The sequence below is a fragment of the Tumebacillus amylolyticus genome (assembly GCF_016722965.1).
Lineage (GTDB): Bacteria > Bacillota > Bacilli > Tumebacillales > Tumebacillaceae > Tumebacillus > Tumebacillus amylolyticus.
Genome location: NZ_JAEQNB010000003.1, coordinates 467,851 through 488,290, shown reverse-complemented (window position 1 = coordinate 488,290; position 20,440 = coordinate 467,851). Strand labels below are relative to the sequence as shown.

Below are 20,440 nucleotides of genomic sequence, written 5' to 3'. Positions count from 1 at the left end.
ATTATAATACTAACTTCCAAAACTTTCTAGATTTAGAGACGAAAAAAGAACCTCACCCCGGAGCGGGATGAGGTCCTACCTAGTAAGTAAATGGAAGCTCTCCAAGCAAGCGAAGTCGGAGCGAACTCTAAGGTGATGTCATCCGGCTTGACTTGTTGTCATTCAAGTACTTCTTGTGTGGATGGGCTTGTGCCGACCACTTTGTTTTTGCCGGTACGTTTGGCTTCGTAAAGCCTCGCATCGGCGATTTTGAAGAGGTTTTCTTTGCGCATGTCGGGAACGCGTTCGGCGAACCCGATGGAGACGGTGACGGAACGTCCGGCCAACTCATCGTGTGGAACTTGCGAGATCTTCTCACGGATGAAGTCGAGCGTGCGGAAGGCTTGCTTGGAGTCTGCATCTGTCAGAATCAACGCAAATTCCTCGCCGCCATACCGCGCCACAAAATCATTGGGCGTAACATACTCGCGAATCATCAGCGCGATCCGCTTGAGCACGAGATCGCCCACCCAGTGCCCGTAGGTGTCGTTGATGCTTTTAAAATTGTCGATGTCTAGCACGGCCACTTGCAAAGACAATTGCTCGGCTTCCACGTTCAACAGGCTGTCCAAGTATTCATGGAAGGTTTTGTGATTGTAGAGTCCGGTCAGAGCGTCCGTCTTGGTCATCGTATCATACATGATGTTGTCGACGAGCAGGTCGCGCTCCGACTCCATCGCTTTTGTCAATTGATTCAAAATCTGTTCGCCGCGCGAGATGACACCGAGACCCAGCAGATAGGCACCGCTTAGCGTGGCGATCATCGCGATCAATTCGTAGAGAGTCATGGAGGCATGAATCGCCGGGTCCAACTGCAACAAAAGCAACGTGACAATGCCAAGCAGACAGGAAAACAACGTCAACTTGCGATCAAAGTACATGAGCGATGTCAAAGTGGAGAGGGCGAACAGGGCATACATGCCATGCAAATTCGGGTTGAACAGCACGATCGTCGCTGCAAGCGTCGTGGCTGTGAGGATGAACCAAGGCTCCATGCTGCCCTTTCGCTTGCGAAACGCCAGCTCCAAAGCCCCCACTTCTGCCGACATGAGCAACAAGGGCAACAGCAATTGGTGAAAGAGATAGTAGTCAACCCACCACGCATACTGCACGAGGGTCAACACCAACCCCGCAAGCCCGGCCAACAGATACAACAATACAACCGTCCAATAACCGGTCAAGATCTTGCGGTTCCAAGGGGTTTGGTTCATGAGATCACCTTCGGGAAACGATAGTACTTCTACTATATCATAAAGCAAGATTCACAGAACCAAGAAAATGAATTCAACTTTTTTCCTGTTGACACCGTCTTGCACAGGGGGAGGGTACGCAGGTATGATGTTTAGTGAGGGGGAGTTCTGGTCATGGCATTATTTAAAAAAGCAACCCAACAACAACAGGTGTTAACTGAATTGGAACGTTTGTTGCCGGACGTCCGGATCTCCGTTGAGAAAGGCTCCGATTTGGAAAAGCAATTGAACATGATCAATCTGACGCTGCACGATCTGGCAGCGATTCGTTATTTGCAACCCTATGTGTCGGAGAATTTGGGCGAAATTGTCGACCAGTTTTACAGAAATTTAGGACAAGAAGCGTCTCTGATGGCAATCATCAACGACCACAGCACCATCGAACGATTGAAAGGCACGCTGCGCAGGCACATCTCCGAGATGTTCGCCGGAGTCATCGACCGCAAATTCATTGAACAGCGCAAGATCATCGCGCACGTCCACGTCCGTGTCGGCCTCCAACCGAAATGGTACATGTGCGCGTTCCAAGACCTCCTCCTGTCGCTCGCAGGCGTTCTCTATGAACACACGACGACCAAGGAAGACTACAGCCGCTTGCTGCTCGCCGTCACCAAGATGCTCAATTTGGAGCAGATGTTGGTGCTCGAAGCGTACGAAGCCGAATTGCAACGCCTACGCATGGCAGAAGAAGAGAAAAAAGAAACCCTGCGCCGCAAAGTCCGCGAAACGTCCGAAGAACTGGCGGCGATTACCGAACAGACCGCTTCGGCTCTGCAACAGATCACCGCTCAATCGAGCGAGATCGTCCGTTCCGCCCAACAAGGGGCGGCGACGGCCACGCAGACAGAGGAAGGCACGCAGTCCGGCAAGACCCAATTGGGTCGCCAGCGCAACACGATGCACAACATGGAATCCCGCATGCGCAAAGTCGAGAGCGAGATGCTCACCCTGCGCAACGCGTCCGACAAAATCCAAGAGATCGTCGAAATCGTCGCCGGCATTGCCGACCAGACGAACTTGCTCGCCCTCAACGCCGCCATCGAAGCGGCGCGTGCCGGGGAGCAGGGCCGTGGATTTGCGATCGTCGCGGACGAAGTGCGCAAACTCTCGGAGCAGACCAAAGAGTCTGTCACCGGCGTCACCGGCTTGATTGCAGAAACCAAGCAAGGCATCTTGCACATGGCCGATTCGCTTCAATCGGTGAAGGAACTGGTGGAACAGAGCGTTCGGGAAATCGATGTCGTGAACCATTCATTCGACCACATCTTCACCTCCATGACCGAGTTGAAGGGGCAGACCAACGCCATCGACGCTGAATTGCACAGTTTCGCAAACGTGATCGAAGAAATCAACATGGCGGTCTCCACCGTGGCGTCCTCGGCGGATGAACTCGCGGAGATCGCGGCAACCATCTAAAACAGAAAGTACGCCAGTGTGAAAAAGCGGCCCATGCACGTGGGGGCCGCTTTTTTAGCGGAGAGGGAGTCGGAGAGGATGAAACGGTTGTGCATCACGCCATGTGGGGCGAAAAAGATCTGGGACAAGCAACCCGACGCGGGAGACACGCGGGCGGAGGATGTGTACATCGGTGCGTTTGCCAAGGCGTGCCAAGCGTATGCGGGCACTTTTTTTGAGCAGTGGGTGGTCTTGTCGGCGAAACACGGGGTGTTGTTGCCGGACGACATGCTGCGAGAGAATTATGATGTTTCGTTCACGTCAGACTCCGCTCTGGTGATTTCGGTGGAGATGTTACGGGAACAGTGGTTGGCGCGCGGATTTGGTGATGTCGAGGAAGTTGTCGTGCTCGGTGGCAAGAAATACGCACGCGCCGTGGAGAGATACTTCCGAGATTGGCACTTGCAACCGCGTATCGTGTTGCCCCTTCAAGGGTATCGCGGGATTGGTTATATGTTGCAAGCGTTGAACGCTTCCGTGCTTGAAGGACGGGAATTGGACACGCTCCCCACATAGTCAGGCTCTTAATCGCATAATTATTTACAATTGGTCATGACAACCCAGAGTTTACCTGTCATAATGGGCAATGGAGTATGTGTTCTCGTGGAGGAATTGCTGTGTCCAAGGATTTGCTTTTGAACTTGTTGCTGATCCTGACGCCGATTTTCGTGTATCAGGTGTTTCAGATGGAACGTGTTTCAACGAAAAAGCCTCATTTGGATCAATGGTTGATCGGCCTGTTGTACGGGATTGCTTGTGACCTGTGTATGGTATTTCCGATTGCCTTCGGAGAAGATTTCTTGTGGGACTTGCGCTGGGTGCCTTTCTTGATTGCGGTTCTCTATGGAGGATGGCGCAGCGGGTTGGTGGCCGCGCTGCTCTTGCTCGGATATCGATTGTATCTGGGGGGCGGGATCTCCTTTTATTCGGTCGTGGTGTGTTTGCTCATCGTCTTCACTTGCACGATGTTGATTCGCAGGCGTTATCTTAGTTACAATCGCAGTCAGAAAGTCTTGTGCTCCCTCGGACTGTCGTTGACGACGTTTTTATTTATGATGGCGTCGATTTGGTATGTGTTTGACGCGAAGAGCCAAGTGGAGTATCTGGTTGGACGAGGCTGTGCGTTTTATTGGATGTACGCGGGTCTTTATATGTTTGCGATGACCTTCTCTGTGCTGTTGATCGAGAATCTTATGGAAAGCGCCCGGATGCGTGAAGAAATTCGCAAGTCGGAGAAATTGAACATCATCTCCGATCTCGCGGCGTCGATCGCACATGAAGTGCGCAATCCGTTGACCGTTGTGCGCGGCTTCATCCAACTCGCCCAGTCGACGATGGACGAAGACAACCGCCGCTACATGCGGACGGCCATCTCGGAGCTCGATCGTGCCGAGTTCATCATTTCGGATTACTTGAATTTCGCCAAGCCGGAGCTTGAACATCTCGAACGGGTGAACATCGCCGTCGAAGTGCGGAACATCGTGACGTTCATGACGTCGTACGCTACGATGCAAGCGGTGGAATTGACTCTCGATGTAGAAGATACGCTCTACGTGTTCGTGGACAAGGTCAAGTTCAAGCAAGTGATTATCAACCTCGTCAAAAACTCCGTCGAAGCGATTCGCCAAGGCGGACGCATCGAAGTGCGGGCCCACCGCAACGGAGATTGCGTGCAAGTGACGGTGATCGACAACGGCGAAGGGATGACCGCGGAACAAGTGGAGCGTCTCGGCAAACCGTTCTATTCCACGAAGGAAAAAGGAACCGGACTCGGCCTCATGGTGACGTTTCGCATCGTCGAAGCGATGTCGGGCACACTGACATTCGAGTCGGAAAAAGGGCGTGGCACGCAAGCGACGATCACCGTCCCGTTCGCCACCAAGAAGGACAATTTCAAGAGGAGGAATCACGATGCCGGAGATGAGAGCAGCCACGACGAATGACCTAGACGCTCTCTTGGAGATCTACAGAGCTGTGATTCGCCGCATGCAGGCGGGCGGCAACGACCAATGGGACGATACATATCCGAATCGCACCGTATTGGAAGCAGACCTCGCAGCGGGCACCCTGTTTGTATGTGTGGACGAGGACGAGAAGTTGCTCGGTGCCGTCGTGCTCAACGAATCGATCGATGAGCCGTACTCGCAGATTCAATGGGACGATGCGCAAGGCAAGTGGCTGGTCGTTCACCGCTTGGCCGTCCATCCCGACACGCAGGGACGAGGCATCGGGCGCGATCTGATGGGATTCGCCGAACAGTGGGGCCTCGAGAACGGATACAGCTCGATTCGTCTCGACACCTACTCCCGCAACAAAGCGGCGGTGGCCTTGTACTTGCGTCTGGGCTATGTGTGGAAGGGCGAGATTCACTTCCAGGATCGTCGAGCAGAGCCGTATGTGTGTTTTGAGAAGGAATTGGGAAAAGCTGACGTCGCGCGCTGACGTCAGTTTTTTTTTGTAACCAATTTAAATTTCGGTCGTCTAATCTGCGAAATCAGGAAGAAGAGAAACGGGGTGCTTCATTATGCAAGAGGAGTGGGAAGACGTATACGCGAACCACGTGGAGGCTGTGTTTCGCTATCTCATGTGCTTCCTTGGCCATCGAGAGGACGCTTTGGATTTGTCACAAGAGACGTTCGTAAAAGCGTTTGGGAGATGGAAGAGTTTCACGGGGAGTTCCTCTCTGCGCACGTGGCTGATCGCCATCGCGCACAATCTCGCCGTCGACCGCGTGCGCAAAGCGGAACGCCAGAGACTTTTGCAAAAACTCCTGCGCCAGCAACCGACGCAGGGAGTCGAGATGCCGGAGGAGATCGCACAAATGAACGAAGCGCGCCAAGAACTCTACCTGCACATCCGGCACTTGAAGGCGGATCATCGGGCCGTGGTTGCCTTACGCGGGTTGCAGGAGTTTTCGGTGCAAGAGGCGGCAGACATCCTCGGCTGGACGGAAAGCAAAGTCAAAGTCACGTACCACAGGGCGATCAAGTCGCTGAGCGGACACTACAAGGAGGGTGAACAGAATGTCTATGAGGTGGTCTGATCAAGAGCCGAAAGTCGTCGAGGACCTGCAAGAACTGTCTCCGTTCCACCTGTCGCAAGAGGAGCGCCACGAGATGTGGCAGAACATCCGCCGCCGCGTGCCCAAGCAAAAATCGAGGCAGCGCAATCGACGATTCACCGCAGCGGGAGTGGTCGCAGCCGCCTGTGCCGTTCTGGTCGTGGGGGCTGTACAGAGCGATTGGCTGCCGGTGGGAAATCAGGCGAGTTTGCCAAAACATGCAACGGGGCAACCTGTCGACTTCCAAGTGGGGTTCGATGCCTTGTATGAAGTACAAGGAGCGCCCACGACAGAAGGTTTGCAAGCAACGGTGGCCACTCTCCAGAATCGCTTGGATCAAACCGGTGTGAAGCGCGGCGTCGTGACCATCGTCGATCCCTCGCATGTCCGTGTGCAAACAACGGGAGAGGTGGACGCGGAGGCGTTACGCGCTCTGCTGACCCAGACGGCGAAGGTGGAGTTTAAGTCGGAGGACGGTACGGTGCTTGCGACGGGAACCGACTTGCAATCAAATGCGACTGCGATGATCGACCCGCAAACCAAACTGCCTCAAGTGCAGATTGAGTTCAAAAACCCGGCCCTGTTCAAAACGATCACGGAAAAAAACATCGGCCATCGTCTCTCGATCTGGCTGGACAATCACATGGTCGCCAATCCGATGATTCAAACCTCAATTGCAGACGGAAAAGCGGTGATCAACGGGTTCAAAGACGAGGCGGATGCGAAAAAGAGTACCGCCCTTATCAACAACGCCGTTCTGCCCTACCCGCTTCTCGAACAGAGCGTCACGACCACGGGAAACTAAAAAGCGGGAGTGCCGCAGCGGCACTCCCGCTTTTTCGCTAGTTGTGCAACTCTTCTGTAACTTCTGTGTGATACGCTTCAGGTAGAAAGGGGGACTATTACGTGTTTTTAGACATCTTAGCTATTCTGGTCTCGTTGGGGTTGCTGATGTTCGTTGCCTACCGCGGGTATCCGGTCATCATCTTCGCCCCGATCTTCGCACTGTTGGCGGCAGGGCTTTCGGGCCTCGCTCTCATGCCAAGCTACAGTGAATCGTTTATGACGCAAGCTGCGAACTATGTGAAATCTTATTTTCCTATCTTTCTCTTGGGAGCAATCTTTGGCAAGGTGATGGAGATGAACGGGGCGGCGGCCTCCATTGCGCACAACGTCGTCAAGGCGATCGGCTCGAAGCGGGCCATCCTTGCCGTTGTGCTCGCGTGCGGCATCCTCACCTACGGCGGCGTCTCGCTGTTCGTCGTTGCATTTGCCGTGTATCCGTTTGCAGCGGCGCTGTTCCGCGAAGCTGACATCCCGAAACGCCTGTTGCCGGGCACGATTGCCCTCGGAGCGTTCACTTTCACGATGGACGCACTGCCGGGCACTCCGCAAATTCAGAACATCATCCCGACCGCAGTGTTTGGCACCGATGCGTATGCCGCACCGGTTGTGGGGATCATCGGAGGTCTGCTGGTCTTCACCTGCGGCTTGCTCTGGCTGGAACGTCGTCGTCGACAAGCGGCGGCTGCCGGAGAGGGCTACGGCACCGGGCATCGCAACGAGCCGGAGGTAGTTCAAGCTCAACTCGAAGCGGCTGCCACAGGAGTAAGCAAGGGTGTTGTTGAGCAGCCGAAGTACATGAGCATCTGGTTGGCGTTGTTGCCGCTGGTCGTCGTCCTTGTGCTGAACTATGTGTTCTCCCGCACGGGTTTGGGTGCCGACAAGTGGTATGACGCTGGGATGTTGAAACAGACGTTCAAGATCGAAAACGTGAAAAACATCGTGTCGTCTTGGGCTCTGATCGGCGCACTGACGACCGGAGTTGTGGTCGCTCTGCTGATCAATGCACGCGAAGTAAAAGGCAAGCTCGCCGGCGGGCTGACCGCTGCGGCGGCGGGGGCACTCCTCGCGATCTTCAACACTGCATCCGAAGTAGGTTTTGGCAACGTCATCAAAACTCTGCCGGGCTTCAGCGGCATTCGTGACGCAATCCTCGGCGGTGGCAGCCATCCGTTGCTTTCCGAAGCGCTGGCGGTGAACGTGTTGGCAGGGATCACCGGTTCGGCATCGGGCGGTCTCTCGATTGCACTCGATGTCATGGGCAAGCAGTATCTCGCCCTCGCCAATGCAACCGGCCTCTCGCCGGAACTGTTGCATCGGATCGCTTCGATGGCTTCCGGCGGTATGGACACTCTGCCGCACAACGGCGCGGTTATCACGCTGTTGGCGATCACCGGGTTGACCCACCGTCAGTCGTACAAGGACATTTTTGCCATTACCGTGGTGAAAACGCTTACCGTCTTCCTGTTGGCAGGCGTGCTGTCGATCTTCTAAAAGTTGTAGGAGCAAGACCGGTTCCCGGAGAGGGGGCCGGTCTTTTTTTCATTTCCACATAGGACGAAACGTGCGCCGCATACAAACCTTTTGAAGAAGAAGTCTGTCGGAAGGGGTTGGTGTGCAGTGGGTGCGGTTGGACGGAGCGTCCCGCGCAAGGAGTCGTATGACAAAGTGGAAGGGCGGGCGAGGTATGTACGGGATCGCCCGCTGGTCGGGCTGTTGCATGGCAAGATCGTGAAAAGTCCACATGCTCATGCGAAAATTCTCTCTTATGATCTGCGGGAAGCATTGAACACGCCGGGGGTGCGGGCGGTGCTGACGGGGCAGGACTGTCACGTGTTGACGGGAGATTTGCTGGCCGACCGTCCGGTGCTCGCGTATCAGAAAGTGCGCTATCACGGGGAGCCCGTGGCGGTCGTGATCGCCGACAGCGAGCAAACGGCGTGGAAAGCGGCACAATTGGTGCATGTGGAGTATGAGGCGTTGCCCGTGGTGAACTCGCCGAGCAGTGCGTTGATGCCGGGAGCACCGTTGGTGCATGAGAAAGTGGGCGAGTACAAGCGGTACGGGGACGTCTACCCGGTTCAGGGGATGAACATCGCCCATCATCTCAAGATTCGCAAAGGGGACTATAAGCGTGGATGGGCCGAAGCGGATGTGACGGTCGAGGGCTTCACTTCGTTTCGTCCGTCTGACCACATTCCATTGGAACCAAGAGCCGCCCGAGCGGAGATCATGCCGGACGGTGAGATTCACATCCATGCCTCTACACAAGCTCCGTTTATCATAAAAAAGTTTTTTGCACGGTACTTTGACATCGATCCGGGACACTTGGTGGTGCATGTTCCCTTTGTCGGCGGCGGGTTTGGCGGCAAGGGTGCGGTGCAGTTGGAGTTCATCGCCTATTGCGCGTCCCTTGCGGTCGGCGGGCGGATGGTGGAAGTTTCGAACACACGGGAGGAAGACATGATCTCCTCGCCGTGCCACATCGGATTGGAAGCCCAGGTGAAACTGGCAGCGACGAGTGACGGACGCTTGACGGCGGCGCAGATCACCTATCTGTGGGACGGCGGGGCGTATGGCGACATGGCGGCGGTTATGGCGAAGGCGGGCGGAACGGATTGCACGGGACCGTATCGCATTCCGAATTTGTGGGCGGACTCGCTTTGTGTGTACACCAACCATACGTATGCGACGTCGTTTCGGGGATTTGCTCATCCGGAGCTTACGTTTGCCATCGAGCGGACGATGGATTTGCTGGCGAAGAAGCTCGGCATGGACCCGTTGGCTTTACGGGAGTTGAACGCCATCGGACCGGGGGATACGACGCCGACACAAGTCGAGCTGGATCACAGCAACATCGGGAATTTGCCTGCCTGCATTGATCGTCTGCGGGAGTTGATGGACTGGGAGAGCGGACAGATGCAAGTGTTGCCAAACGGGCGTGTACGGACGAAAGGAATTGCAACTTTGTGGAAAACGTCTTCGACGCCGACCGACGCCGGAGCGGGTGCCGTGTTGATTTTCAACAGTGACGGCAGCGTGAACCTCATGAATGGCGTGGTGGAGATCGGACAGGGCACCAAGACAGGGCTGGCGCAGATTGCGGCCGAGCGTTTGACGATCGATGTCAGCCACGTGCATGTGTCGTATGAAGTGAACACCAAGACGAACCCAACCCACTGGAAGACGGTCGCTTCCTCCTCCACGATGTTGGCGGGACGTGCGGTGATCGATGCGGCAGACGATGCGATTCGGCAGTTGAAATACAACGCCTCGCTGGTGCTGAACGTGCCGCCCGAAGCGTTGGATCTCGCCCAGGGGCGTGTGTTCGTTCGGGAGAATCCGAAGCAAGGCTTGGAGTTCAAAGAGATTGCGATGGGCTATCAATTTCCAAACGGGCTGACGATCGGCAAGCAGGTGATCGGACGGGGCAGCTACATCGTCCAATTGACGAATCTCGATCCGGAGACAGGTGCCGGAAAACCGGGCCCGCAATGGGCGGTGGCGGCGCAAGGCGTGGAGGTGGAGTTTGATCCGGTCGAGTGCCGATACCAAGTGCTTCGTGCGTACACGGTGCTCGACGGGGGTGTGATCATCAACCACCAAGCAGCTGTGACCCAGATGACGGGCGGCATGTCGATGGGCTTGAGCTGGGCTACGCGCGAATCTTTTCTCTATGACGAAAAAGCGAGGGTGCTGAACCCGCAGCTGCGTTTTTATAAAATTACACACTTTGGCGAGAATCCGGAGTTTGTCGTCGACTTCGTGCAGACGCCCTATGAAGAGGGACCGTATGGAGCACGCGGGATCGGAGAGTACGGAGTGATCGGGATGGCGGGAGCTCTCTCCAATGCCCTGTCACTGGCGGCGGGCGTGGAATTGCTTCATCTGCCGTTGACGCCGGAGTCGATTTGGCGGGCGAGAGGAGGAGGCTCATGATCCCGTTTGACTTTGAGTACTATCGTCCGCACAGCATTCAAGAAGCGGTGGAGAAGTTTCATGCTCTGAGAGCGGAGGGGCGTCAACCGATCTACTTTTCCGGGGGTACGGAAATCATTACGTTTGGACGGATTGGACATTTGGTTACAGACGCAGTTTTGGATATCAAGAGCATCCCGGAGTGCAACGCGTTGGGGTGGTCGGGAGATCAGTTGGTGCTCGGGGCGGCGTTGACGTTGAATCGGGTGACGGAGTCGGGCGTTTTTCCCCTGCTGGGTGAGGTGTTGCGGCATACGGCGGACCACACGACGCGCAACAAAATAACGCTCGGCGGCAACCTCTGTGCGGCGATTCCATATCGAGAAGCGGTGTTGCCGTTTTTGTTGGGAGACAGTTATGCGGTGGTGGCGGGGTGGCAAGGCAATCGGGTTGTGCCTATGCACGACTTGCAGGTGGAACCGGGGGAGCTGTTGGTGCAAGTCTGGACGGAGCGACAGGCGACACGCTGGCAGTCTGTGACGATCAAGAAAACCAAGCAGGAGGAAGTCGATTACCCACTCGTTCGTCTCGCGCTCGTTCACGACGGGCAAGGGGTGCGAGCGGCGTTCAGCGGGGTGTGTGAAGCGCCGTTTCGATCTTGGGAGATGGAAGCGGTGTTGAATCAGTCGGGAGTTTCGTTGGAGGCGCGAATCTCCGAAGCGATCCGCCATTTGCCCGGGCCGGTGGTCAACGACTATCTCGGATCGGCTGACTATCGGGTGTTTGTGTTGCACAACACCTTGCGTGAAGCGTTGATGAAGTTGGAAGGAGGACAGTACCGATGAAGGAGGTTACGGGGCGATACGGGTTGCGCGTACATGTGAACGAAGAAACCTACAACCTCCATGTACGGGCGGCCGATACGCTGCTCTACGTGTTGCGGGAGCAGTTGGGGCTGACGGGGACGAAATCCGGTTGTGAAAACGGGGACTGCGGTTCCTGCACGGTGTTGGTGGACGGGACACCGCTCAATTCCTGCCTGACGTTGGCGGTGGAGGTGCATGAGCGCAAGGTTACGACAGTGGAGGGACTTCGAGGCTCCTCTGTGCAAGATGCCTTCGTCAAACACTGGGCGTTTCAGTGCGGATTCTGCACACCGGGGTTTCTCTGCAACGCGCAAGGGTTGATCAACCAACATCCTCGTGCGGATGAGGCGACGATCAAGGAATGGTTGCAGTCCAACTTGTGCCGTTGCACCTCCTACCACGAAATTCACGAAGCGGTGAAGTCGGTGGTGCGCGAGGAGGAGTCGTAAGATGACAGATGTGCCACGCTTGTTGCAGGTGGTCGCCGAATGCGAGACACCGGGTCTTCTGGCAACGATCGTGCATGTGGAGGGCTCGGCGTATCGCAAGGCGGGGGCGGTGATGGTGTTTTTTGCCGACGGCACGACGTGCGGGGTGTTGAGTGCGGGCTGTTTGGAGCAGGACGTGGCCGAACGCGTGGCGTCGGTTTGGAGTCGCGGAGTGGCGCAGACGGTGGTGTTCGATCTACGAGCGGAAGACGATCTGTCGTGGGGCCAGGGGCCGGGCTGCAACGGCCAAGTGACGGTGTTGTTGGAGCCGTTGGATGGGCGGTTGCGTGCGGAGTTGGAATTCGTGCGAGAAAAATTGGAGCGCGGCGAGGAGGTGGAAGTTTGCAAGCGGTATGACGGGGGCGAGTTTGTACAGCGCTATGAGCCTCGTCCCCGTCTGGTGTTGTTGGGAGCCGGTCCGGATGCCCGACCGGTGGCAACGATGGCGACACAGGCGGGATTCTCCGTCACGGTGGCAGACTGGCGGGAGGGATTTTGTAAAAAAGAGTGGTTTCCGAAAGCGGAGAGTTTGGTTGTGGACCGGGCAGAGTTGTTGCTCAGTCGGGTGGAGCTGACGGCAAGAGATTATGTGGTGTTGATGACACACCACTATCAACATGACCGCTTGCTGTTGCGAGGGCTTCTCGCGCACGACCTGCGCTATCTCGGTGTTCTCGGTCCACGCAGACGGACGGCACGACTGCTTGGTGGCCAAGAAGTGGAAGTGCCGGAGATCGTGCATTCCCCCGTCGGTCTCGCCATCGGTGCAGAAGGGCCGGAGGAGATTGCGGTGAGCATCGTCGCAGAGTTGGTTCAAGCTCGCAGGTGCAGGGGGGCGCGGTCATGATCGTTTGCCTGTATCTCGCCGCCGGTTTGAGCAGCCGTTTGCAAGGTCACAAACTTTCACTACCACTAGGAGGGCGACCTCTCGGGAGTTGGGCCTTGGAGGCGGCGATGGAATCGCGGATAGAGGAGGTCTTGGCGGTGACGCGGGAGGCAGGTCGTCCGGAGTGGTTGCCGACAGATGTAGAGCCTGAGGTTGGCACCCGTCTCTCGCTCCTTCACTGTCCAGTCTCTTGGCGGGGGCAGTCGCGGTCGATCATCAGCGGTGTGCGAGCGGCGCAAGAGCGGGGGGCGGAGGGTGTTTTGATCTTGCTCGCCGACCAGCCCTTGGTGACGTCGGAGATGATCAACTCCCTGATTGATCGTTTCCAAACCACCGACCCGCCCCCCGCGTTCGTCGCCGCCTCTCTCGACGGTGTCGCCCGCCCGCCGGTACTTCTCTCCAAGTCACTTTTTCCCGATTTGCTGTCTCTTCAAGGGGACCAAGGCGCACGAAACATCTTGCGAGGTCGTCACGCCGACGGTGTCCTCGTTCCGTTTTCCGACACCCTGCTGTTCGCAGACGTGGATACTGAAGAGGACTACCAAACCCTGCTTCAACGAAAAAAAGGAGTCTGATCCGCGGCGCGGGCCAGACTCCCTTTTTTTCAGATCGGAATGTCTTCCTTGGTAATTTGGCGCTTCAAGAGCATCGTCATGGCGACCGCCCACGCCAGCGGGGTGTTGCCGTTCGGTGTCTTGCCGCCGGTGTAGAGCTCTGGGACTTGGCCGTCTTCGGGGATGATGCGCTGGGTCTTCACCCAATACGCGCGTGCCATCTCGTCTTCGCCAAGCACGGCGTAACACATGCCAAGCCACGGAAACCCGAAACACCACTCCGCTTCTTGCTCGTCTTTGTAGTAGAGGTCGTGCTTGTAGCGAATCACGCCGTAGGTGCGCTCCAATTGTCCGGTGACCATCGCGAGGATGCGTTTCGCCATGTTGCGGTCGACCAGTTGGTAGGGGTAGATCAGGGAAAGCAGGGCGAGGTCGGTTTCCTTGGTGGCACTTTCGCGGGGCAGGAGGTGGCGCAGGGTGCGCTCGCCGTTCTCGATCAACCAATCCGGCACATACGCGAGCATCTTGACCGCCCGCAGTCCGGCAACACAGGCTCCGATCGAAGAAGCATGCACTTCCATGTTCTCCTCCCACATGCCGTTGTCGTGCGCTTCCCAGTATTCAAGAGTCTGCAAGTAGTTGACCAACTTCTGCAGAATTGCTCGGTCCATCGTGTCGCGGAACATGCGCTTGCCCACGCGCACGCCCTCGCCGACGCCCCAGAGGAACAGGCCGATGGAGTCGTTCTGGGCATGTCCCCAGGGTTCCATGCGCTCGGTGAGGTCTTTGTTGTAGCGGGCGTGGATGTGTTCGTAGAGGTAGGCAGGCTTCTGCTGGGTATGGATGTCCAGCTTCCACTCGTAGCGGCGGAACAGGTCGAACAACGCATAGAACGCGGTCGTGTACCGCTCGCAGTCGGTCTGCAAGTATGGCAGCACACAGTAGACAACGTCGCGAATCCACACGTAGCTGTAATCGGAAGAGGTGGATGCGGTGTACGCGCCGTTCTCAAGTCTCATCGTCTCCAACACGGAATGAAGAGTATTCATAAGTTCGTTCTCACCCCTCGTTTCAATCTCTTGTCTCTTAATTTACCACGAAATTCGGAAAAATAAAATCACCTTAACATGTAATCGCTTACACGGAGGTGAAAAAAAGAACCACTGCCGCGAGCGCGGCGGTGGTTCTCTTTTTCTAGACATGTTGGTAGAGGTCGCGGTACTGTTTCGCCGATTCTGACCAGGAGAAGTCGCGTTGGCGGCCGTTCTCGATGATCTGCTCCCAGGTGTGGCGGTCGTGCCAGAGCGAGACGGCACGTTGGATGGTGTGGAGCATGTCGTGGGCGTTGTAGTTCGCAAACGAGAAGCCGTTGCCAACGTGAGTCTCTTCGTTGTAGGACTGCACAGTGTCCACCAAACCGCCCGTCTCGCGGACGATGGGGACAGAGCCATAGCGCAGGGCGAGCAGCTGAGAGAGGCCGCACGGTTCAAACTTCGAGGGCATCAAGAACAGGTCGGAAGCTGCGTAGATACGGCGGGCAAATCCTTCGTCGAATTTGATCTGCGTGGAGACAAGATGCGGGTGCTGCCGCGCCGCATCGAGGAAAGCTTGCTCGTAATGCGCGTCTCCGGTGCCGAGGATGATCAGTTGGGCATCGTGTTGCAGGAGTTCCGGCAACACGTGGAGGATCAGGTCGAAGCCTTTTTGCTCGACGAAACGGGAGATGATCGCGATCATCGGGACGTCAACGCGTATGGGGAGACCCAGTTCCTCTTGCAAGTGGACTTTGTTCTGCTCCTTGGCTTTGAGAACTTCCTCAATCGACCCGTCGTTTGAAAAATGCACGGGGAGGTTGCCGTCCGTCGCAGGGTTGTAGCTGTCATAGTCGATTCCGTTCACGATGCCTACGAGGTCTTCGCGACGCTTGCGCAAGAGACCGTCGAGGGTGGCACCGTAAAAGTCGGTTTGGACCTCGCGGGCGTAGGTAACGGATACGGTCGTGACTTTGTCTGCGAAGTTCAACCCGCCCTTCATATAGTTGAGGGAGTCGTAGTAGCCGATCCCGTCGTCTGCGAGGTGTTCGTTGCCAAGTCCGATCAGGTCGCCGAGCACGGAGCTTGGGAACACGCCTTGGTAGAGCAGGTTGTGGATGGTGTAGACCGTCTTGATTTCGTGGTAGAAGGGGTCGTGCTGGAAGTCCACTTTCAAGAGAAACGGCACCAGTCCGGCTTGCCAATCGTGGCAGTGCAGCACATCTGGGCGGAATCCTTCGAGGTGCGGCAGGGCCATCAACACCGCTCGGGAGAAGAAAGCGAATCGCTCCGCTTCATCCGCGTGCCCGTAGATGGCGCCGTCGCGCTTGAAATAGTATTCGTTGTCGAGGAAGTAGTAGGTGATCCCGTTGTCTTTGAGGACTTCAATTCCGCAGTATTGGTTGCGCCAGCCGACCGGCACATGGAGAACATACTGCAATTCCATACGGTTGCGGAAGTGTTCCGGGATTTTGGAATACTTTGGAAGTATTACCCGCACGTCCAGTTCTTGACGGGCAAGTTCTTGCGGCAGAGCCCCGATCACATCGGCCAGCCCGCCTGTTTTGATAAAAGGCGCTCCTTCCGAAGCGACATGCAAGATCTTCATCTCGTCCCCTCCTGCATCAGATGGTGCTGCGTTTGTTGATCACGACCGGTTCTGTGGCATTGCCGATCAGAGATTGACCGCGCTTGATGCAGACTTCCTTGTCGAGGATCATGTTTTCGACCACGGCGTCTGCGCCGATTTCGCACTCCTGCATGATGATCGAGTTGCGAATGACGGCGCCCTTGGCGACTTTGACTCCGCGGAAGAGAATCGAGTTCTCCACTTGACCTTGAACGATGCATCCGTTGGCGATCAACGAGTTGCGCACATCTGCCGTTTCGATGTATTTGGTCGGCGGCTCGTCTTTGATCTTGGTGTAGACCAATCCCGGTTGGAAGAACAAACCTTTCCAAACTTCCGGGTCCAAGAGGCGCATGCTTTGGTTGTAGTAGGAAGTCGTGCAGTTGATGATCGAGAGGTGACCTTGGTGCTGGAAGGCGTGGACGGAGACGTTGTTGATGTTTTGGATGAGCAAGCTCTCCGTCAAGTCGTATTGTTCATTCTCTGCACATTGCTCGATCAATTCAACGAGCAGGGATTTGTTGATGATGAACGTTTCCATGTAGACGTTGCCGGTGTCGAAGTCTGAAGACATGCCGCGCACGCGTTGGTGTTCGTCTACCTCTACTTGGTAGCAGTTCGAGAGGTCTACGGTGTCCGGGTCCACACGGTTGTAGAGCATGGTGATGTCAGCTTCCGAGTCGATGTGGAATTGCAGGGCCTCTGCATAGTTGACGTTGCAGATCATGTGGCTGCGGCAGACGATGACATACTCTTCCTTGGAGCGGTTGAAGTAGTCGATGTGGCCGTGGAAGTTTTGCAGGTCGCCTTTGTATTCTTGGGTCGGGAATTCGATGGCGGGCGGGAGCACGAACAAGCCGCCGATCTTGCGGTCCAATTGCCACTCCTTGCCGGAGCCCAAGTGGTCCATCAGCGAACGGGATTTGTTGAGCGTGAACACGGCGACTTTGGAGATGCCGGTGTTCGCCATGTTGGAGAGGGTGAAGTCGATCAAGCGGTAACGTCCGCCAAACGGCACAGAAGCGATGGAGCGGTTGCGGGTCAAGTCGTCGAGCATGGAGTGCGGCTTGCCGAGGTTGATGACACCGATCACGTTTTTCATGAAATGGTTCCTCCTGGTCCTCAGTCCTAGTTCTTGATCTTCGCGTTGGCCGGGATGAACGAGTCTTCCCCAATCAACGTGATCGGCGCATGTTCTCCTTCGACGCCGATGGTGCAGTTGTCTCCGATCACAGTGCCTTCTGCGATGATCGTTTTGTAGATTTTCACGTTCTGGCCGATGCGGACGTTTGGCATGATGATCGAATCCTTGATCATCGACTTCTCTCCGACGTGTACGCCGTAGAACAGGACAGAGTGGTCGACGTTGCCAAACACCATGCAGCCTTCGTTGACCAAGGATTGCTTGACCGAAGCGTAAGGTGCAATGTATTGCGGCGGTTGATTCGGGTTGACGGAGTAGATGCGCCATTCGTTGTCATGCAAGTTGAGTGTCGGGTACGCTTCGAGCAAGTCCATGTTCGCTTCCCAGAGCGACTCGATGGTGCCGACGTCCTTCCAGTATCCTTGGAAGCGGTGTGCGTAGAGGTCTCGTTCTTCTTGCAACATACGCGGGATGATGTCTTTGCCGAAGTCGTTGGAGGAGTAGGGATTCTCGTCATCGCGCACGAGGTAGCTTTTCAACACGTCCCAGTTAAAAATGTAGATCCCCATCGAAGCGAGGTTGGTTTTGGGGTTTTTCGGTTTTTCCTCGAATTCGGTGATGCGGTCCGCTCCGTCGACGTTCATGACGCCAAAACGGCTTGCTTCTTGCCAGGGTACTTCGATCAATGCGATGGTCGCTTCCGCGCCGCGCTTTTTGTGCTCATCGAGCATCTTGTCGTAGTCCATTTTGTAGATGTGGTCGCCGGAGATGACGAGCACGTACTGTGGGTTGTAACGCTCGATGTAGAACATGTTTTGGAAAATGGCGTTGGCGGTGCCTTTGTACCAGTTGCCGCCCTTTTGCTGGACATAGGGCGGGAGGACCGTCACACCGCCGTTGGCGCGGTCGAGGTCCCATGAGGTGCCGATGCCGAGATAGGAGTTCAAGATCAGCGGTTGGTATTGGGTCAGCACGCCGACCGTGTCGATGCCGGAGTTTGAGCAGTTGCTAAGGGTGAAATCGATAATGCGGTACTTCCCGCCAAAGGGAACAGCTGGCTTGGCCAGTTTTTGCGTGAGCGCGCCGAGACGACGACCTTCGCCACCTGCGAGCAGCATTGCGATGATTTCCTTGCGTTGCATTACGATTTCCCCTTTCGTTGTGCTTTCTGCTTCTTGAGCATCACGATCCCAAGTGGGGGGACGGTGATGCGGAGGCTGTACGGTTGGTTGTGCATCCCGTGTTTCAGTGTGGACAGAACGCCGGGGTTGAGTTTTCCGGAGCCGCCGTAGCGCGGATCGTCGCTGTTCAACACCTCGACGTACTTGCCGGATTTGGGCACGCCCAATCGGAAGTCGCGGTGCTCCATCGTGTGGAAGTTGCAAAGCACGATGACTTGGTCAGAAGGTTTTTTCCCGATCCGGCGGTAGAGGGCGATGCTTTGGTGTTTGTTGTCGGCATCGATCCATTGGTATCCGCTCGGTTCGTGGTCTAGTTCCCAGAGGGCGGGTTCCTCACGGTACAGGTGGTTCAGGTCTCTGACGAATGTGCGCATCTGGTGGTGTTTCTCGTAGTCCAGCAAGCCCCAGTCCAGTTCGGTCTCGTCTTTCCATTCATCATATTGACCGAACTCGCCGCCCATGAAGAGCAGTTTTTTGCCCGGATGGGTGTACATATAGCCGTATAAAACCCGAAGATTGGCAAACTTCTGCCAATAGTCGCCCGGCATTTTGTTTAAGAGCGACTTCTTGCCATGCACGACTTCGTCATGCGAGAGCGGGAGCAGGAAGTTCTCGGAGTACGCATAGAGGATGGAAAATGTCAGCAGGTCGTGGTGGTGTTGGCGGCGGGTCGGTTGTGTTTCCATGTACTTGAGGATGTCGTTCATCCAACCCATGTTCCATTTGAAGTTAAAGCCGAGTCCCCCGAGGTAGGTCGGGCGTGAGACCAGCGGCCATTCGGTCGAGTCCTCCGCCATCATCAATGCGTGTGGATAGGATTCGAACATCACTTCATTGAGTTTTCGCAGGAACTCCACCGCTTCCAAATTCTCTGTACCCCCGTGGATGTTGGGAGACCATTCGCCGTTCGGTTTGCAGAAGTTCAAGTAGAGCATCGAAGCGACGGCGTCGATGCGCAGGCCGTCGAGATGGTAGACGTCCATCCAGAACAACGCGTTGGAGATCAAGAAGGAGATCACTTCCGGACGACCGAAGTCAAACGACAGCGTGCCCCACTGCGGCTTCTCCGCTTTGCGCCAATCGGCGTACTCGTAACACGGAGTCCCGTCGAAGCGGCGCAGACCGTGTGCGTCCTTGGTAAAGTGGCCGGGCACCCAATCGAGGATGACGCCGAGACCACGCTGGTGCGCTTGGTCGACGAAATACATAAAGTCGTGCGGGGTGCCGAATCGGGACGTCACCGCGAAGTAGCCGGTAATCTGGTAGCCCCATGAACGGTCGTAAGGATGCTCGGCGAGCGGCATCAGTTCGAGATGGGTATAGCCGAGGTCGCACACATAATCGAGAAGTTCGTCGGCCAGTTCGCGGTAGGTGTAGAACTCACCGTTTTGTTTTTTCTTCCAAGAGCCAAGGTGGACTTCGTAGATGTTGACGGGACGGTTGTAGACCGGCTTTTTCTGCAGCTGCTTCTGTTTGCGTTGCCAAGTTTGGTCTCCCCACGAATAGCCGTTCAAGTCGTACACGCGCGAGGCGGTGTTCGGTCGAACTTCGGCGTGAAACGCGTAGGGGTCTGATTTCAGCAAGACCTCACCGGTTTGGGTGAGCAATTCGTACTTGTAGAGGGTGCCGATGGGCAAGTCCGGGATGAAGCCGGACCAGACGCCGGGGTCGGTCACTCGTGTTAATTCGTGCTGATCTCCAGACCAATCGTTAAAGTCTCCCACGACCCGCACGGCACGGGCATTGGGGGCCCAGACTGTGAAGCGTACACCCTCCACGCCTTGCAGCACAGCGGGGTGTGCGCCCATCGTTCGGTAGCTCTGTGTCAAGTTGCCTTGGTGAAACAGAAACAGATCATACTCACTTGGCATACAGACCGACATGCACTTTCCACCTGCTTTTAACAAGGATAATAATTACATATAAAGAAAAGGTAAATTATACTTCTATCTAGTTTACCACATCTAAACGCTATGCCATAGCGTTCAGGAGGCATGTTTTTTTAATACAAGACACTCACTTCAAATCCCTTTGTCGAGATTTGACACGTGAGAAATTTTACATAAGGGTGCAATTGATGGAATCTTCAAGCGT

18 protein-coding genes are annotated in these 20,440 nt (G+C 55.8%); 12 read left to right on the top strand and 6 right to left on the bottom strand.

Annotation, left to right across the window (positions count from 1 at the left end):
- Nucleotides 1–158 precede the first annotated feature (158 nt).
- Nucleotides 159–1,250: a GGDEF domain-containing protein gene (locus JJB07_RS12295; RefSeq protein WP_201635414.1), complete on the bottom strand. Its 1,092-nt coding sequence runs from the start codon at nucleotides 1,248–1,250 to the stop codon at nucleotides 159–161.
- Nucleotides 1,251–1,403: 153 nt separating this feature from the next.
- Here JJB07_RS12295 and JJB07_RS12290 point away from each other — a divergent pair, with 153 nt between their 5' ends.
- The 12 genes from JJB07_RS12290 (at nucleotide 1,404) to JJB07_RS12235 (ending at nucleotide 13,381) form a co-directional block, all read left to right on the top strand.
- Nucleotides 1,404–2,705, top strand: a complete 1,302-nt coding sequence (locus JJB07_RS12290; protein WP_201635412.1) for a globin-coupled sensor protein — start codon at nucleotides 1,404–1,406, stop codon at nucleotides 2,703–2,705.
- Nucleotides 2,706–2,783: 78 nt separating this feature from the next.
- A complete protein-coding gene (locus JJB07_RS12285) occupies nucleotides 2,784–3,260 on the top strand; it encodes a DUF6884 domain-containing protein (protein ID WP_201635410.1) in 477 nt (158 codons plus the stop codon).
- A gap of 101 nt (nucleotides 3,261–3,361) precedes the next feature.
- Nucleotides 3,362–4,687, top strand: a complete 1,326-nt coding sequence (locus JJB07_RS12280; RefSeq protein ID WP_201635408.1) for an ATP-binding protein — start codon at nucleotides 3,362–3,364, stop codon at nucleotides 4,685–4,687.
- Nucleotides 4,656–5,186, top strand: coding sequence for a GNAT family N-acetyltransferase (locus JJB07_RS12275; RefSeq protein ID WP_201635406.1), 531 nt, complete (start codon nucleotides 4,656–4,658; stop codon nucleotides 5,184–5,186). Before JJB07_RS12280 ends, JJB07_RS12275 begins: the two co-directional genes overlap by 32 nt.
- A gap of 82 nt (nucleotides 5,187–5,268) precedes the next feature.
- Nucleotides 5,269–5,787 carry an RNA polymerase sigma factor gene (locus tag JJB07_RS12270; protein WP_201635404.1) on the top strand — a complete coding sequence of 173 codons (519 nt, stop codon included), beginning with the start codon at nucleotides 5,269–5,271 and terminating at the stop codon, nucleotides 5,785–5,787.
- On the top strand, nucleotides 5,768–6,610 hold the full coding sequence (locus JJB07_RS12265; protein WP_201635402.1) for a SecDF P1 head subdomain-containing protein: 843 nt from the start codon (nucleotides 5,768–5,770) through the stop codon (nucleotides 6,608–6,610). Before JJB07_RS12270 ends, JJB07_RS12265 begins: the two co-directional genes overlap by 20 nt.
- A 101-nt stretch (nucleotides 6,611–6,711) precedes the next feature.
- On the top strand, nucleotides 6,712–8,142 hold the full coding sequence (locus JJB07_RS12260) for a GntT/GntP/DsdX family permease (protein WP_201635400.1): 1,431 nt from the start codon (nucleotides 6,712–6,714) through the stop codon (nucleotides 8,140–8,142).
- Nucleotides 8,143–8,268: 126 nt separating this feature from the next.
- Nucleotides 8,269–10,587 carry a molybdopterin cofactor-binding domain-containing protein gene (locus JJB07_RS12255; protein ID WP_201635398.1) on the top strand — a complete coding sequence of 773 codons (2,319 nt, stop codon included), beginning with the start codon at nucleotides 8,269–8,271 and terminating at the stop codon, nucleotides 10,585–10,587.
- The gene (locus JJB07_RS12250; protein ID WP_201635396.1) at nucleotides 10,584–11,411 is read left to right on the top strand and encodes an FAD binding domain-containing protein; all 828 of its coding nucleotides are present in this window, start codon (nucleotides 10,584–10,586) and stop codon (nucleotides 11,409–11,411) included. The genes JJB07_RS12255 and JJB07_RS12250 overlap by 4 nt, the downstream gene beginning before the upstream one ends.
- On the top strand, nucleotides 11,408–11,881 hold the full coding sequence (locus JJB07_RS12245; protein ID WP_201635394.1) for a (2Fe-2S)-binding protein: 474 nt from the start codon (nucleotides 11,408–11,410) through the stop codon (nucleotides 11,879–11,881). Before JJB07_RS12250 ends, JJB07_RS12245 begins: the two co-directional genes overlap by 4 nt.
- Before the next feature lies 1 nt (nucleotide 11,882).
- The gene (locus JJB07_RS12240) at nucleotides 11,883–12,767 is read left to right on the top strand and encodes an XdhC family protein (RefSeq protein WP_201635392.1); all 885 of its coding nucleotides are present in this window, start codon (nucleotides 11,883–11,885) and stop codon (nucleotides 12,765–12,767) included.
- A complete protein-coding gene (locus JJB07_RS12235; protein ID WP_201635390.1) occupies nucleotides 12,764–13,381 on the top strand; it encodes a nucleotidyltransferase family protein in 618 nt (205 codons plus the stop codon). Before JJB07_RS12240 ends, JJB07_RS12235 begins: the two co-directional genes overlap by 4 nt.
- 29 nt (nucleotides 13,382–13,410) lie before the next feature.
- On the opposite strand, the gene JJB07_RS12230 is transcribed toward JJB07_RS12235, so the two are convergent.
- From JJB07_RS12230 to glgB, 5 genes are all read right to left on the bottom strand, one after another.
- Nucleotides 13,411–14,409, bottom strand: a complete 999-nt coding sequence (locus tag JJB07_RS12230) for a glycoside hydrolase family 15 protein (RefSeq protein ID WP_201635388.1) — start codon at nucleotides 14,407–14,409, stop codon at nucleotides 13,411–13,413.
- A gap of 145 nt (nucleotides 14,410–14,554) precedes the next feature.
- Nucleotides 14,555–16,000 carry a glycogen synthase GlgA gene (gene glgA, locus JJB07_RS12225; RefSeq protein ID WP_201635386.1) on the bottom strand — a complete coding sequence of 482 codons (1,446 nt, stop codon included), beginning with the start codon at nucleotides 15,998–16,000 and terminating at the stop codon, nucleotides 14,555–14,557.
- A gap of 16 nt (nucleotides 16,001–16,016) precedes the next feature.
- The gene (gene glgD / locus JJB07_RS12220; protein ID WP_201635383.1) at nucleotides 16,017–17,123 is read right to left on the bottom strand and encodes a glucose-1-phosphate adenylyltransferase subunit GlgD; all 1,107 of its coding nucleotides are present in this window, start codon (nucleotides 17,121–17,123) and stop codon (nucleotides 16,017–16,019) included.
- A gap of 26 nt (nucleotides 17,124–17,149) precedes the next feature.
- Entirely contained in the window at nucleotides 17,150–18,307 is a 1,158-nt protein-coding gene (locus JJB07_RS12215; RefSeq protein WP_201635381.1) for a glucose-1-phosphate adenylyltransferase, read from the bottom strand.
- A complete protein-coding gene (glgB, locus tag JJB07_RS12210; protein ID WP_201635380.1) occupies nucleotides 18,307–20,229 on the bottom strand; it encodes a 1,4-alpha-glucan branching protein GlgB in 1,923 nt (640 codons plus the stop codon). The genes JJB07_RS12215 and glgB overlap by 1 nt, the downstream gene beginning before the upstream one ends.
- Between the last annotated feature and the right edge of the window lie 211 nt (nucleotides 20,230–20,440).

What these genes read in the sequence shown, in the direction of transcription:
- glgD (WP_201635383.1), bottom strand. Translation starts at nt 17,123, where the DNA reads ATGAAAAACGTGATCGGTGTCATCAACCTCGGCAAGCCGCACTCCATG.
- JJB07_RS12235 (WP_201635390.1), top strand. Translation starts at nt 12,764, where the DNA reads ATGATCGTTTGCCTGTATCTCGCCGCCGGTTTGAGCAGCCGTTTGCAA.
- JJB07_RS12240 (WP_201635392.1), top strand. Translation starts at nt 11,883, where the DNA reads ATGACAGATGTGCCACGCTTGTTGCAGGTGGTCGCCGAATGCGAGACA.
- glgA (WP_201635386.1), bottom strand. Translation starts at nt 16,000, where the DNA reads ATGAAGATCTTGCATGTCGCTTCGGAAGGAGCGCCTTTTATCAAAACA.
- JJB07_RS12250 (WP_201635396.1), top strand. Translation starts at nt 10,584, where the DNA reads ATGATCCCGTTTGACTTTGAGTACTATCGTCCGCACAGCATTCAAGAA.
- JJB07_RS12290 (WP_201635412.1), top strand. Translation starts at nt 1,404, where the DNA reads ATGGCATTATTTAAAAAAGCAACCCAACAACAACAGGTGTTAACTGAA.
- JJB07_RS12230 (WP_201635388.1), bottom strand. Translation starts at nt 14,409, where the DNA reads ATGAATACTCTTCATTCCGTGTTGGAGACGATGAGACTTGAGAACGGC.
- JJB07_RS12245 (WP_201635394.1), top strand. Translation starts at nt 11,408, where the DNA reads ATGAAGGAGGTTACGGGGCGATACGGGTTGCGCGTACATGTGAACGAA.
- JJB07_RS12270 (WP_201635404.1), top strand. Translation starts at nt 5,269, where the DNA reads ATGCAAGAGGAGTGGGAAGACGTATACGCGAACCACGTGGAGGCTGTG.
- glgB (WP_201635380.1), bottom strand. Translation starts at nt 20,229, where the DNA reads ATGTCGGTCTGTATGCCAAGTGAGTATGATCTGTTTCTGTTTCACCAA.
- JJB07_RS12285 (WP_201635410.1), top strand. Translation starts at nt 2,784, where the DNA reads ATGAAACGGTTGTGCATCACGCCATGTGGGGCGAAAAAGATCTGGGAC.
- JJB07_RS12215 (WP_201635381.1), bottom strand. Translation starts at nt 18,307, where the DNA reads ATGCAACGCAAGGAAATCATCGCAATGCTGCTCGCAGGTGGCGAAGGT.
- JJB07_RS12265 (WP_201635402.1), top strand. Translation starts at nt 5,768, where the DNA reads ATGTCTATGAGGTGGTCTGATCAAGAGCCGAAAGTCGTCGAGGACCTG.
- JJB07_RS12275 (WP_201635406.1), top strand. Translation starts at nt 4,656, where the DNA reads ATGCCGGAGATGAGAGCAGCCACGACGAATGACCTAGACGCTCTCTTG.
- JJB07_RS12295 (WP_201635414.1), bottom strand. Translation starts at nt 1,250, where the DNA reads ATGAACCAAACCCCTTGGAACCGCAAGATCTTGACCGGTTATTGGACG.